This is a genomic window from Kutzneria sp. CA-103260 (assembly GCF_018263855.1).
Classification (GTDB): Bacteria; Actinomycetota; Actinomycetes; order Mycobacteriales; family Pseudonocardiaceae; genus Kutzneria.
Map to the genome: position 1 here is coordinate 2,030,768 of NZ_CP073318.1, position 12,663 is coordinate 2,043,430.

Genomic DNA, 12,663 nt, shown 5'->3' on the forward strand with positions numbered 1-12,663 from the left:
TTCTCCTCTCCCGCCGACCGGCCGCGCGCCGTGGCCGCCGCCGGGTGCGGCGGCCACGGCCCGGGGACGTCAGCCCTCGTCCCCGGTCTCGATCTGGATCTTGCGGTGCACCTTGGCCGTCTCGTCGACGGGCACCCTCACGGTGAGAATCCCCTTGGCATAGCTGGCCTTGATGTCCTCCTCCTTGGCGTCGGCGGGCAGCGCGACCGTGCGCGAGAAGGAGCCGTAGCGGAACTCGGTGTGGTTCTTGTCGGTCGTCTCCTCCGTGCGCTCGGCGCTGATCGTCAGCAGCCGGTCGTCCACGGTGATCGTGACGTCCTTGCCCGGGTCGATGCCCGGCAGTTCGGCGCGCACGACGTACATGCCGTCCTCGACGAAGTCCTCGACCCGAATGCCCTGCACGCCCAGCATCGACCGGAATCCGAACAGGGACGGGAAGGACTCGGCCCAGTCCATCAGGTCCGGCAGCAGTCCGTGCTGCCTGCGGACCGGCGTCGCCATCTCGGTGCCTCCTTGTCTTCTCGGTGGTCCTGCCCTGCCATCGCACTCCCGGGGAGTGCTGGCGGCGCAGAGGAGAAGGCCCCGTGCTGGCCGCCATCCGGCGCGGCCGACGGGGTCGGAAGTCTCTGTCGGCACGGGACCACTTGACCGGCCAACGACTCTGGGGGCGGCCGCGCGTGGCGGCGATGCTCATGTCGAATCACGGACGACTGAGAAGGGAACGACGATGGGCAGGTTCACGCAGCCGGATCCGTTGCTGGGGCTGGCCCGCCGAATCGGTTGGGGCCGCAACACGCTGCGCCGGACCATCGACCGTTGCGAGGCGGCCTCGGTCGTGCTGGTGTGGCTGGCCAGCACGGTGATCATGTTGGGCGGAGTCGTGCTCGGGCTGACGGTCACGCAGTCCGACCTCGCGACCTCGGCGCGGCAGATCGCGCAGTCGCATCCCACGACCGGAGTGATGCTCGACAGCTCGATCGCCGCACCGGGCAGCACGGCGATGCGGATGTCGGTGCAGGTGCGGTACATCGACCAGACAGGTGTCACCCGCACCGCCGAGACCGTTGAGGCCGTCGGTCTCCCCGCCGGCACGAGCGTGCCGGTGTGGTTGGACGGCAGCGGCGCCATCGCGCCGGATCCGCTGACGCCGGACGACGCGGTCGTCAACGGCGTCACCGCGGGCACGTGCGCCGCCGGCGGAGCGGAGGGGCTGCTGCTCGCCGTGTACCTCTACGTCCGCTGGCGGATGGAGCGGAGGAAGTTCGCCGCGATCGATCTCGAATGGGCCCAGCTGTCGGCCCGGTGAATGGAGGAGCTGTGCACGCGAACACCGGTGACTGGCTGGTGATCAAGTCGGCGACGCTGGACCGGCCGCCCCGCCGCGGGCTGATCACCGAGGTGCACGGCTTCGACGGCACGCCGCCCTACGTCGTGCGCTGGACCGACAACGACCGTGAGGCGATCGTGTTCCCCGGGCCGGACGCGCACATCGAGACGGCGAACTCGACAACGCGGTGAGTTTCCGTCGGCGCGCTGGCGGAGGTGCCCGCCAGCTTCGACACTGTGTTCGTGGAGCTCGGCCGGAGGAGATGACCATGAGGGCTTGGTGTGTGACCCGGCCGGGCCCCATGGCGACCGGGCCGCTCCAGCTGTCGGAGCTGCCGCGACCTGAGCCGGGACCCGGCGAGGTGCTGGTCCGCGTGCTGGCGTGCGGCGTGTGCCGGACGGACCTGCACGTGGCCGAGGGCGACCTGGACGTGCACCGGCCGTCGGTGGTGCCCGGGCACGAGGTGGTCGGCGAGGTGGTGTCGGCCGGCTCGCGGTTCGCGGTGGGGGAGCGGGTCGGCATCGCGTGGCTGCGGCACACGTGCGGGGAGTGCCGCTACTGCCGCCGCGGCGCGGAGAACCTGTGCCCTCGTTCGCGGTACACCGGCTGGGATGCCGACGGCGGGTACGCCGACTACACCGTGGCGCCCGAGGCGTACGCGTACCGCCTGCCCATCGGCTACTCGGACGCCGAGCTGGCGCCGCTGTTGTGCGCGGGCATCATCGGCTACCGCGTACTCGAACGCGCTGAGTTGCCCGAGGGCGGCCGGCTGGGCATCTACGGCTTCGGCGCCAGCGCCCACCTCGCGGCACAGGTCGCGCTGGCTCGTGGGGCGACCGTGCACGTGCTGACCCGCAGCCCCGCCGCCCGCGAACTGGCCCTGAGCCTCGGCGCCGCGTCCGCCGGGGCCGCCGACGCCGTGCCGACCGAACCGCTGGACGCCGCCATCCTGTTCGCGCCCGTCGGTGATCTCGTGCTGCCCGCACTGACCGCCCTGGACCGCGGTGGCACGCTCTCGATCGCCGGCATCCACCTGTCCGACATCCCCGCGCTGAACTACCAGCGGCACCTGTTCCAGGAGCGCCAGCTGCGCAGCGTCACCGCCAACACCCGTGCGGACGGCGCGGACTTCATGGCCTTCGCCGGCCGGCACCGGCTGCGCGTGACGACGACGCCGTACTCGCTGGACCAGGCCGACCGCGCGCTGTCCGACCTTGCCGGCGACCGAGTGAACGGCGCCGCCGTCCTGGTGCCGTGATGCACGCCGTTGCCTGCCTGAGGAGGCGCCGACGGGATCGGTGACAGCCGATGCCTACCGGCCGTTCTCCCACTGTGCGCCTGCCCATGCCCGCTCGAACTCGTCGCGATCGATCTCCTGGTCCCGCAGGTGCGGATCGAAGAGGTCCACGAGAGGCGGATTGAACGGCCAGTCCGCCGCGTCCGTCTTGGTCGCGACCCCGTCTTCACTGGTCTCCACCTGTCGGATGCGGCGGCCATCACGCCCGATCTCCACCAGGTACGTCGCGGGGTCGTCACCGTCCCAGTTCTGCCGCAGATACACCACCTCCCGGTCGGCGAGCGCACCGAAGCCAGGTACGCCACGCTGGCTGTCACGCGTGGCGCGCAACTCGTCGAGGCCCGGGGGCATCACCGATGCGTCGATGTCTATCTCCTCGGGATGCCGCTCCTCGGCCTGTGAGATGGCGGCTGCGGTGTCGATGACTTCGACCTCGGCGAAGGTTTCCAGCACCTCACGGGCGGACCGAGCGTGAATCCACCACCGCAGGCCGCCCATGCCGTAGTCGTGCAGAACGAGGTAACGCTGCTTGGACACCACGTCAGCATGCTCGCTGGCCGCTCGAACGGCGTGACGGGGAGGCACGCACGATGTCCGGTCACGCCGAATAGCGCGTATCTCGACGGCCCTCCTCGACGCGATCGGCGCGTCCCACCCGCGCACCTGAACCGCGGTCCGAAAATCTCGCGAACTAGTCCCCGGACGATGTCGAGAACCGCCGCACTCATCCGACGTGTCTGTGAAACCGCAGATGGGAAGGGGCAGTCATGACAACATCACCGGCCGGGGAGCAACTGGTCCGGGTGCACAACCTGGGCGTGTCGCTGGACGGGTTCGCCACCGGCGACGGCCAGACGCTGCGGGCCCCGTTCGGGCATGCGGGGTCGCGGCTGACCGAGTGGTTCTTCGACACCGCGATGGGCCGCGAGTTGATGGGACGCGGCCCGGGCGGCAGCCGGGGCGCGGACAACGCCCTGACCGAGTCCGGCTTCCGGGGTGTCGGCGCGGAGATCATGGGCCGGAACAAGTTCGGGCCGCAGCGCGGGCCGTGGGAGGACGAGTCGTGGCGGGGCTGGTGGGGCGAGGAGCCGCCGTTCCACACCCCGGTCTACGTTCTGACCCACTACCCGCGGCCGTCGCTGGAGATGGACGGCGGCACGGTGTTCCACTTCCGCGACAGCTCGCCGCAGGATGTGCTCGCCGAGGCCAGGAAAGCGGCCGGCGGCCTGGACGTCCGCATCGGCGGCGGCCCCACCGTGGTGCGGGACTTCCTGGCCGCCGACCTGGTCGATCTGCTGCACGTGGTGATCGTGCCGATCGTGCTCGGCCGCGGCGTCCGGTTGTGGGACGGGTTGGAGGGCGTCGAGGAGCGTTTCGACGTGGAGACGGTCGCCTCGCCCGCCGGGGTCTCGCACGTGATCTTCCGCCGGCGCACGTCATGACCTTCATGTCCTCGCCGCGCACCCGTAGCCCGCGGGTGGCGCTGGCGCTGCTCGCGCTGCCGTCCCTGCTGATCGCGATCGACATCAGCGTGCTGGCCGTCGCGCTGCCCCGGATGGCGGCCGACCTGAACCCGACGCCGACCGAGCTGCTGTGGATGAACGACATCTACGGCTTCATGGTCGCTGGCACCATGATCACGATGGGCACGGTCGGCGACCGGATCGGCCGCCGCCGGCTGATCATCGTCTGCGCGGCGGTGTTCGCGCTGGCCTCGGCGGTCGCGGCGGTTGCCGTCGCACCGTGGATGATCATCGCGACCCGGGCCGTGATGGGCGTCGCCGGCGCCGCGATCATGCCGGCCTCGATGGCGTTGCTCGGGCGGATCTACCCCGACCCGAAGTCCTCGGTGTCGGCGATGGGCGCGTACATGACGTGCTTCCTGACCGGGATGGCGGTGGCCCCGCTGGTCGGCGGTGTGCTGATCGAGCACTGGGGCTGGGGCTCGGTCTTCCTGATGGGTGTGCCGGTGATGCTGCTGACCGTGGTGGCCGCGCCCCGGGTGCTGCCGGAGTTCCGCGCGCCTGATCCCGGCCGGCTCGACCTTCGCAGCGCCGCGCTGTGCCTGGCGTCGATCCTGCTGGTCGTGTACGCGCTCAAAGCGCTGGTCAACAGCGGCTTGTCCTGGTCGGTCGTCGTCGCGGTGGCCGTGGGCGTCGCGCTCGGGGTGGCGTTCGTGCGCCGCCAGCACCGGCTGGAGCACCCGCTGGTCGACCTCGGGCTGCTCCGGCGGCCCGGCGTGGCCAGGACGATGTGGGTGCTGCTGCTGACCGCGCTGGTGATGGGCGGGACGTCCCTGTTCGTGGCGTTCTACCTGCAGTCGGTGCGGGGGCTGACGCCGCTGGCCGCCGCGCTGTGGCTGCTGCCGCAGATGGCCAGCATGATCGTCGCGTCCAACCTCGGGCCCTGGCTCGGCCGCCGGCTGCCGCCGGCCCGCATCACCGCGGTGTGCATGGCCCTGATGGCCGCCGGGTTCGCGCTGTTCGCGCTGGTCCCGGTTGGCCCCGCCGGCCTGGTCGTGCTGGTCGGCGGCACCGTGCTCACCACCGGCGGCATCGGCGCGGCGTTCCCGTTCCTGATGAACGACGTGATCGGTCACGCGCCGCCGGAGCGGGCGGGAACGGCTGCCTCGTTCGCCCAGACCGCGAACGAGCTCGGCATCGCCCTGGGCCTGGTCGTGCTGGGCACCATCGGCACGGTGGCCTACCGGCACCAGCTGGCCTCGACTGCCGGCCACGCCGACGGGTCGTGGGTCGACGGCCTCAAACAGGCCACCGACCAGCACGATCCCGCCCTGCTCGACAAGGTCCGCGACGCCTTCACCACGGGATTCCACGCCGCGGGGGCGACCAGCTTCGCGGTCATGCTGGTCGTCCTGCTGCTCACCGTTCGCCCGCCAGCGCTTCGTCGGACACTCGGATAGCCGCCGGTCACTCGGGCGCCGCGGCTCATGCCGGCGCGCCGGTCTCGAAGCGGACGCTGTCGGCGACCGCGACGGCGTGGTCGCCGTAGCGCTCGTAGTAGCGGCCGAGCAGGCCCAGTTCGAGGGCGGTCTGCACCGTGACGTCGGTGTGCAGCAGTTCGAGGTAGAGGGCGGACTGCAGGGAGTCCATCTCGTCGTCCTCGCGCTCGAGTTCGGCGGCGGAGTCCTTGTCGCGGTAGACGATGGCCTCCTTGGCCTGCTCGGCGAGGCGGAGCGCGACGCGGTTCATCGAGTGCACGATGCCGGTCAGCTTCGGGGGGACGGCGGTGCGCGGGAAGTCGCCGGCGGCGGTCTCGGCGATGTGCCGGGCGAGATCGCCCATACGCTCGAGGTCGCGGTCGATGCGCAGCCCGGCGACGAGCGCCCGCAGGTCGCCGGCGACGGGCTGCTGGGTGGCCAGCACGCGCAGGATGTGCTCGTCGATCTCGCGCCGCAGGGCGTCCACGGTGGCGTCGTCGCTGATCACCTCGTTGGCGGTGGTGCGGTCGGCCTCCAACAGCGCGGTGGTGGCCCGACCCATGGCCGACTGGACCAGCTGTGTCATGCCGATCAGCTTCTGATCGATGATGTCCAGCTCCTGGTGGAACGTCGTGCGCATGACGAACTCCCGACGTCGGGGAACACCTTACGGATCAACGTTAGGCACGCCCGGGGCCTTCGGACAGTGGCGGGATTCCTTGCCGGGCAGGGACTTCCGGCCCGGTTCAGGCCAGCGGGAGCACGGCGTGCGCGAGGTGCGGACCGGGCTCGGCCGAAGGGCCACAGGCAGTTGGGGGACAAGGGCTTTCGGCACCTGTGGGCGGATCGGACAAGCGGGACGATCGTGGTGGAAGGAGGTGGACGACGTGACGAACGTCGAGTCCGGCAGGGCGGCTGCCGAAGCCCGCGAGCAGATGACCACCGATCCGACGGCGACGGCGAAGCACGGCGGTCCGCTGGTTCGGTATCTCGGTGCGGTGACGTACCAGGAGAACAAGAAGAAGGACGAGAACAGGGACGAGAAGGCCGAGTGACCCCGGCCCGCCGGCCCGCTCAGCGGGCCGGCGAGTCCGTCTTCACGATGTCCGCCTCGGGCCAGGGATCGAACTCGCGGGCCATCGTCGCGGCGATCTCCGGTGTCGCGTCGGACAGGTGCGGCCCGACGGCCCGGGTCCTGATGCGCGCGTCGGCGACTTCGTCCGACGCACGGCAGACCAGCTCCACCATCCGGCTGGACGTGCCGGCCGCCACGGCCCGGGCCAGCTGCCGGTGCGCGGCAACCCGCCAGCTCGCGTCGAGCACCACGGTCTCGCCTCGGCCGAGCAGAAGTTCGGCCCGTCGCAGCATCTCCCGGTACGTGTGCACGGTGCTCGCGGCGCTGTAGATGCCTTCCTGCCAGCCCGCGGCGGCGCTCGTCGCCGGTGAGATCCCGGCCATCTCCTTGCGGACGCGGTCGGACTGCACCAGCACGCCGCCGAGTTCGTCGGCCAGCCGACCGGCCACTGTGGACTTTCCGGTGCCCGGACGGCCGCCGACGAGCACCAGGCGGGGCTCGGCCAGGCGCAGGTGCCGCAACGCCGACTCGGCCAGCTGCCGGGCCTGCCCGTCCTGTCCGGCGACGCCCTGGGCGTGGCGCAGGCAGGCGACCTTGGACCGAACCACGGCGCGGTAGGCGATGTAGTGGTGTTCGAGCGAGACATTGCGCTCGGTGCCGGCGAATTCCGCGTAGCGGTCGAGGAACCACGCGCCGAGGTCGGGACGGCCGAGCCGTTCCAGGTCCATGGCGAGGAACGCGGCGTCGTCCAGTGCGTCGACCCAGCGCAGGTGGTCGTCGAACTCCAGACAGTCCAGCACGCGGGGGCCGTCCGGCAGACAGAAGATGTCGTCGGCGATGAGGTCGCCGTGGCCGTCGCAGGCCACGCCGGCCCGCGCCCGAGCCGCCAGCAGCGGCTGCCGGCCGGCGAGGTAGCGGTTGACCAGGTCGGTGATCTCGGCCAGCACGCCGGCGTCGAGCGGGTCGCCGCGGAACGGGACCAGTTCGGTCAGGTTGGCCGTCCAGCGTTCGCGCAGCCCGTCCAGCAACGCCACCCGGTCGATCTCCGGACTGCGGTCCGCCGTGGCGTGGAAGGTGGCGATCAGACGGGCCACCTGCCGCAGTTCGTCGCGCACGGGCACGCCATCGGCCAGGAGGCGGGCCAGCGACCGCTCGGCCGGCATCCGCCGCATCACCACGATCCAGTCGCACGGCTCGCCGGCCGGATCACGCACCTCGGCCACACCCAGGTACACGTCCGGCGCGAGCCGGCGGTTGAGCCGCACCTCGCGGTGGCACGCCGCCCGGCGGGCTCGGCGCGTGGTGAAGTCGAGGAACCCGAGATGCACCGCCTTCTTCACCTTGTACGCGTGGTCGCCGGTGAAGAAGACGGTGGCGCAGTGCGTCTCCCGGACCGCGGCCTCGGTCACAGTCCCACCTCGCTAGCGCTCGGCGAGTCTGCGACCAAGGCCACTGCGCTCAATGGTGCCCTCGCAAGCTCGGTCACAGTCCCACCTCGCTAGCGCTCGGCGAGTCTGCGACCAAGGCCACTGCGCTGAATGGTGCCCTCGCAAGCTCGGTCACGGCGTGACCCGGTCGCCGTGCAGCGCCGCCGCGATGTCGTCGGTCCAGCGGTCGATCTCCTCCCAGTCACGGAAGTCGCCGAACCTGCCGCCCACCGCGCGGAACAGCACGCGGCTGAGCGGCGGGAAGTGCTCGGTCCGGACGACGCCGCTGAACAGCCGGTGGCCGCGAGGGTGCAGCGACTCGACCGCGAGCGCGCGGATCTTGGCCTCTTCGCGCATCGCGAACGGCCGCAGCGGCCCGGGTAGCGTGTCGGGCAGGCCGACACTGAAGGCCCACAACGACTTCGAGCTGAGGTCGAGGCGGAATCGGGTGGTGAAGGCGACCGCCTCGGGCAGCCACTGTTGGTCGTGGATGGCGCTGCCGAGCACAACGGCGTCGTAGCGGCCGACGTCGCGGAGCTCGGTCGTGCGCGACAGGTCGACGTCGGCGTCGCCGGCCGCCAGCCGGACCGCGATCCGGCTGGCGATCTCCTCGGTGGAGCCGTGCGCGCTGGCGTAGGCGACGAGAACGGCGGCCATGTCAGAACTCCAGCACGACTCGGGCGGGCACCCGGCCGGCCAGCACCCCGGCGAACACGCCGTTGATCTCCTCGAGCCTGTGCGTCTCGGAGATGATCTTCGTGCGGCCGGCGGCGTGCAGTTCGAAGACGTCGGCGAGGTCCTGGCGGGTGCCGCCGATCGAGCCCCGCACGGCGATGCCGCGCAGCACGATGTCGAAGATCGGCAGCGTCAGCCGGCCGTCCGCGGGCGTGCCGACGCAGACCAGCCGGCCACCCCGGCGCAGCGACCGGAAGCCCTGCTCGAACGCGTCCGGCACGGCGGCCAGCACGATGGCGACGTCCGCGCCGCCCAGTGCCTCGATCGTCGTGGCGGCATCGTGGGTCGCGGCGTTGACCAACCGGTCCGCGCCGGCCTCCTCGGCCACTTCCAGCTTCTCCTCGGTGACATCGACGGCGATGATCTCCGCGCCGCGCAGCCGGGCGTACTGGATAGCCAGGTGGCCGATGCCGCCGATGCCGAACACCGCCACCTGCTCCGCCGGCTGGATGCCGGCGACCTTCACCGCCTTGAACGCGGTGACACCGGCGCAGGTCAGCGGCGCGGCGTCCACAGCGGACACTCCGTCGGGCACCGGCACGACATAGCGCTCGTCGGCCACCGCGTACTCGGCGTAGGCGCCGTCCACGCTGTAGCCGCTGTTGCGCTGAGACTCGCACAGCGTCTCCCAGCCGGACACGCAGTACGAGCAGATGCCGCAGGCCGAGCCCAGCCAGGCGATGGCCACCCGGTCGCCGACCTGGCGCAGCGTGCAGCCCTCGCCGAGGGTGTCGATGATGCCGACGCCCTCGTGGCCGGGGATGAACGGGGCGTGCGGCTTGACCGGCCAGTCGCCCTGGGCGGCGTGGATGTCGGTGTGGCAGACCCCGCAGGCGATCATGCGCACGAGCACTTGGCCGGGGCCGGGCTGCGGCACGGGAATGTCGCGGATCTCCAGCGGTGCGCCCAACTCGGGCACGACGGCGGCCTTCATGACGTTCTCCTCTGCGGTGTGGCACGCAGCGACGCCGCGTGGTCCGGGACGAAGGTCTGACTGGTCAGCGGCGGCCGGACGTAGCCCTGGGGCGCCGGCCGCGGCGGCAGGTGCACCGGCGGCCGGCGCACGTCGCGGTAGGGGATCGAGGACAGCAGGTGGGCGATCATGTTGATCCGGGCCGCCCGCTTGTCGTCGCTGTCCACGACGTGCCATGGCGCCTCGGGGATGTCGGTGTGCACGAACATCTCGTCCTTGGCGCGGGAGTAGTCCTCCCACCGGTTGACGGACTCCAGGTCGATCGGGGACAGCTTCCAGCGCCGCATCGGGTCGTGCAGCCGGGCCTTGAACCGCTTCTGCTGCTCGGCGTCGGAGACGGAGAACCAGTACTTGCGCAGCAGCAGGCCGTCCTCGACCAGCAGCCGCTCCACGATCGGGCACTGGTGCAGGAAGCGGCGGTACTCGTCGGACGTGCAGAAGCCCATCACCCGCTCGACGCCGGCGCGGTTGTACCAGCTGCGGTCGAACAGCACGATCTCGCCGGCGGCCGGCAGCTGCGCCAGGTAGCGCTGGAAGTAGAACTGGGTCCGCTCGCGCTCGGTGGGGGCCGGCAGCGCGGCGATCCGCACCACACGAGGATTGAGGTACTCGGTGACCCGCTTGATGGCGCTGCCCTTGCCGGCCGCGTCGCGGCCCTCGAACACGACCACCACACGGGCCCCCTCGCTGCGCACCCACTCCTGGAGCTTGACCAGCTCCGACTGGAGACGGGACAGCTCCGGCCCGTACAGGTTGAGCGCGAGGCGCTTGCTCATGCCAGCCGCACCCGGTGGCGCAGATCCGACAGTGTCGCGGAATTGACCACGCGGCCGTTGTGAATGATGCTCACCCGGTCGCACCGCGCTTCGACCTCGGAGAGGATGTGGCTGGACAACAACACTGTTCGGCCACGGTCGCGTTCCTGCTCCACACAGACGCGGAACTCCGCCTCCATCAACGGGTCCAGGCCGTCGAGTGCACGCGTCCGGCCCAAATATTTACGCAGGCCCGACGCGGAGATCGCGTCCGTCATGGAATCGAGCGTAGGAACGCCGAAACCACTGGCAGGAGTGGCCAAGGCCACCGCGTGCCGGGACCTCTGGCCCGGTCGGGGAAGGGGCGTTGGGACCCGTGGCCACTTGAAGCCGCCGGGGGACGGGACTACAACTCGAAGAGTCGAGCAAGTCGAGCAGGGAGCTTGCCGTGGACCTGTCGCGCCTCCGCCTCAACGAGCTGGTCTCGGAACTGTCCGAGCACCTGGCGGAGTTGGCGACGGCGCGGAGTCAGGTGCAGGGTCTGCTGGACGCCGTGATTGCGGTGTCCACCGGCCTGGACCTCGACGTGACCCTGCACCGGATCGTGCAGGCGGCCGTGCAGCTCGTCGACGCCGAGTACGGGGCGCTGGGCGTGCTGGGACCGGACGGCCAGCTGGCCAGCTTCCTGACCATCGGCATCGACGACGAGACCCGGGCGCGGATGGGCCCGCTGCCGACCGGCCACGGTCTGCTCGGCAAGGTCATCGCCGACCCGCAGCCGCTGCGGCTGCCGAGCATCGCCGCGCACTCGTCGTCGGTCGGCTTCCCCGCGCACCATCCGCCCATGCGGACCTTCCTGGGCGTGCCGGTGCTGATCCGCGACACGGTGTTCGGCAACCTGTACCTGACCGACAAACGCGGCGGCCGGTTCACCGAGGACGACGAGGTCGTCGTGCAGGCGCTCGCCGCCGCGGCCGGCATCGCCGTGGACAACGCCCGTCTGTTCGAGCAGACCCGGCAGCGGCAGCGCTGGCTGGAGGCGCTGACGGGACTGACCACCGACCTGCTTTCCGGCGTGGACCGGGACAAGGCGATGGACCTGGTCGCGCGCCGCGTGGCCGACCTGACGGCCGCCAGCGCGGCGGTCGTGTTGCTGACGCCGGCCGGCCACCACGACCGCAGGGTGGTCCAGGCGGCCGTCGGCGACATCGACGCCGCCGTGCTCGGCCGGGTGATCAGCAGCGACGACGCGCTCATCGCGGACGTCGTCACCAGCGGCACGGCGCTGATCGAGACCGATCTGCCCGGTAACCGCGGCCAGTCCGCGCTGGCCGACGCGCTGGCCGGCTACCAGCAGTCGATGGCGGTCTCCATGCGGTCCGGCGAGCACATCACCGGCGTGCTGCTGGTGCTGCGCGGCAAAGGGCAGCCGTCGTTCGTCGGCGAGCAGCTGCCGCTGCTGGAGTTCTTCGGCAGCCAGGCGTCGCTGGCTCTGGAACTGGCCATGAAGCAGCTGATGCGACGCCAGCTGGACGTCGTGTCCGACCGCGATCGGATCGGCGCGGAGCTCCACGAGCACGTCATCCAGCGGATGTTCGCGGTCGGCCTGCGGTTGCAGGGCATGCTGCCGACTCTCGCCGGCGCCGAGGCCAGGGCGGTCCGGGAATCGGTCAAGCAGATCGACGACGTGATCACCGAGGTCCGCACGTCCATCTACGACCTGCAGAACTCGGCCGAGCCGCAGCCGCTGCGAGGCCGTCTGCTCGACGTCGTCGTGGCGGCGACCGGGGACACCGTCCTCGTTCCCACGACCCGGATGCACGGTTCCGTCGACTCCGCCGCCGTTCCCGTCGGGCTCGGCGACCACGCCGTGGTCGTGCTGACCGCGGCGATGTCGAACGTGGTTCGGCACAGCCATGCGCATGCTGTGCGGGTGTCGGTGACCGCCGCCGACGGGTTCGACATGGAGGTGGAGGACGACGGCGTCGGCGTGCACGACGACGCCGACGGGGGCGGGCTGCGGGACATGGCCGAGCGCGCCCGCGCCGCCGGCGGCAGCTTCAGCATCTCCAAGCAGGCCGGCGGAGGCACCCTGGTGCAGTGGCGAGCGCCGCTCACCGGACGGTGACCAAC

General features: G+C 71.2%; 14 protein-coding genes and 1 pseudogene. 7 read left to right on the forward strand and 8 right to left on the reverse strand.

Going from position 1 to position 12,663, the window contains the following annotated elements; all coding sequences use genetic code 11:
- Positions 1–69: 69 nt before the first annotated feature.
- A complete protein-coding gene (locus JJ691_RS08950) occupies positions 70–501 on the reverse strand; it encodes an Hsp20/alpha crystallin family protein (protein WP_211768303.1) in 432 nt (143 codons plus the stop codon).
- 226 nt (positions 502–727) lie between these two features.
- Here JJ691_RS08950 and JJ691_RS08955 point away from each other — a divergent pair, with 226 nt between their 5' ends.
- From JJ691_RS08955 to JJ691_RS08965, 3 genes are all read left to right on the forward strand, one after another.
- Positions 728–1,306 (forward strand): Rv1733c family protein, encoded by a 579-nt coding sequence (locus tag JJ691_RS08955; protein WP_211768304.1) that lies wholly within the window; start codon positions 728–730, stop codon positions 1,304–1,306.
- A gap of 11 nt (positions 1,307–1,317) precedes the next feature.
- Positions 1,318–1,518 (forward strand): DUF1918 domain-containing protein, encoded by a 201-nt coding sequence (locus JJ691_RS08960; protein ID WP_211768305.1) that lies wholly within the window; start codon positions 1,318–1,320, stop codon positions 1,516–1,518.
- 77 nt (positions 1,519–1,595) lie between these two features.
- Positions 1,596–2,585: a zinc-binding alcohol dehydrogenase family protein gene (locus JJ691_RS08965; protein WP_211768306.1), complete on the forward strand. Its 990-nt coding sequence runs from the start codon at positions 1,596–1,598 to the stop codon at positions 2,583–2,585.
- Positions 2,586–2,639: 54 nt separating this feature from the next.
- Here JJ691_RS08965 and JJ691_RS08970 read toward each other — a convergent pair whose 3' ends face one another.
- The gene (locus JJ691_RS08970) at positions 2,640–3,164 is read right to left on the reverse strand and encodes a hypothetical protein (protein ID WP_211768307.1); all 525 of its coding nucleotides are present in this window, start codon (positions 3,162–3,164) and stop codon (positions 2,640–2,642) included.
- A 227-nt stretch (positions 3,165–3,391) separates the two neighbouring features.
- On the opposite strand from JJ691_RS08970, the gene JJ691_RS08975 reads away from it, so the two are divergent.
- Both JJ691_RS08975 and JJ691_RS08980 read left to right on the forward strand, forming a co-directional pair.
- The gene (locus JJ691_RS08975) at positions 3,392–4,066 is read left to right on the forward strand and encodes a dihydrofolate reductase family protein (protein WP_211768308.1); all 675 of its coding nucleotides are present in this window, start codon (positions 3,392–3,394) and stop codon (positions 4,064–4,066) included.
- A complete protein-coding gene (locus JJ691_RS08980) occupies positions 4,063–5,547 on the forward strand; it encodes an MFS transporter (RefSeq protein WP_211768309.1) in 1,485 nt (494 codons plus the stop codon). The genes JJ691_RS08975 and JJ691_RS08980 overlap by 4 nt, the downstream gene beginning before the upstream one ends.
- Positions 5,548–5,572: 25 nt before the next feature.
- Here JJ691_RS08980 and phoU read toward each other — a convergent pair whose 3' ends face one another.
- Positions 5,573–6,205, reverse strand: coding sequence for a phosphate signaling complex protein PhoU (gene phoU / locus JJ691_RS08985; protein WP_211768310.1), 633 nt, complete (start codon positions 6,203–6,205; stop codon positions 5,573–5,575).
- Between the two features lie 247 nt (positions 6,206–6,452).
- Here phoU and JJ691_RS08990 point away from each other — a divergent pair, with 247 nt between their 5' ends.
- Entirely contained in the window at positions 6,453–6,620 is a 168-nt protein-coding gene (locus JJ691_RS08990) for a hypothetical protein (protein ID WP_211768311.1), read from the forward strand.
- Between the two features lie 19 nt (positions 6,621–6,639).
- Here the strand turns inward: JJ691_RS08990 and JJ691_RS08995 are convergent, their stop codons facing one another.
- The 5 genes and pseudogenes from JJ691_RS08995 to JJ691_RS09015 form a co-directional block, all read right to left on the reverse strand.
- Positions 6,640–8,049, reverse strand: coding sequence for a bifunctional aminoglycoside phosphotransferase/ATP-binding protein (locus JJ691_RS08995; RefSeq protein ID WP_211768312.1), 1,410 nt, complete (start codon positions 8,047–8,049; stop codon positions 6,640–6,642).
- Positions 8,050–8,199: 150 nt separating this feature from the next.
- Positions 8,200–8,724 carry a flavodoxin domain-containing protein gene (locus JJ691_RS09000; protein ID WP_211768313.1) on the reverse strand — a complete coding sequence of 175 codons (525 nt, stop codon included), beginning with the start codon at positions 8,722–8,724 and terminating at the stop codon, positions 8,200–8,202.
- Position 8,725: 1 nt separating this feature from the next.
- On the reverse strand, positions 8,726–9,736 hold the full coding sequence (locus JJ691_RS09005) for a zinc-dependent alcohol dehydrogenase (RefSeq protein ID WP_211768314.1): 1,011 nt from the start codon (positions 9,734–9,736) through the stop codon (positions 8,726–8,728).
- On the reverse strand, positions 9,733–10,551 hold the full coding sequence (gene ppk2, locus JJ691_RS09010) for a polyphosphate kinase 2 (protein WP_211768315.1): 819 nt from the start codon (positions 10,549–10,551) through the stop codon (positions 9,733–9,735). The genes JJ691_RS09005 and ppk2 overlap by 4 nt, the downstream gene beginning before the upstream one ends.
- Positions 10,552–10,556: 5 nt before the next feature.
- Positions 10,557–10,745 (reverse strand): annotated as a pseudogene (locus tag JJ691_RS09015) (ABC transporter ATP-binding protein); the annotation flags it as partial.
- Positions 10,746–10,978: 233 nt separating this feature from the next.
- On the opposite strand from JJ691_RS09015, the gene JJ691_RS09020 reads away from it, so the two are divergent.
- The gene (locus JJ691_RS09020) at positions 10,979–12,658 is read left to right on the forward strand and encodes a sensor histidine kinase (RefSeq protein ID WP_211768316.1); all 1,680 of its coding nucleotides are present in this window, start codon (positions 10,979–10,981) and stop codon (positions 12,656–12,658) included.
- The last annotated feature ends 5 nt before the right edge of the window (positions 12,659–12,663 follow it).

What these genes read in the sequence shown, in the direction of transcription:
- JJ691_RS08950 (WP_211768303.1), bottom strand. Translation starts at nt 501, where the DNA reads ATGGCGACGCCGGTCCGCAGGCAGCACGGACTGCTGCCGGACCTGATG.
- JJ691_RS08955 (WP_211768304.1), top strand. Translation starts at nt 728, where the DNA reads ATGGGCAGGTTCACGCAGCCGGATCCGTTGCTGGGGCTGGCCCGCCGA.
- JJ691_RS08965 (WP_211768306.1), top strand. Translation starts at nt 1,596, where the DNA reads ATGAGGGCTTGGTGTGTGACCCGGCCGGGCCCCATGGCGACCGGGCCG.
- JJ691_RS08975 (WP_211768308.1), top strand. Translation starts at nt 3,392, where the DNA reads ATGACAACATCACCGGCCGGGGAGCAACTGGTCCGGGTGCACAACCTG.
- JJ691_RS08980 (WP_211768309.1), top strand. Translation starts at nt 4,063, where the DNA reads ATGACCTTCATGTCCTCGCCGCGCACCCGTAGCCCGCGGGTGGCGCTG.
- phoU (WP_211768310.1), bottom strand. Translation starts at nt 6,205, where the DNA reads ATGCGCACGACGTTCCACCAGGAGCTGGACATCATCGATCAGAAGCTG.
- JJ691_RS09000 (WP_211768313.1), bottom strand. Translation starts at nt 8,724, where the DNA reads ATGGCCGCCGTTCTCGTCGCCTACGCCAGCGCGCACGGCTCCACCGAG.
- JJ691_RS09005 (WP_211768314.1), bottom strand. Translation starts at nt 9,736, where the DNA reads ATGAAGGCCGCCGTCGTGCCCGAGTTGGGCGCACCGCTGGAGATCCGC.
- ppk2 (WP_211768315.1), bottom strand. Translation starts at nt 10,551, where the DNA reads ATGAGCAAGCGCCTCGCGCTCAACCTGTACGGGCCGGAGCTGTCCCGT.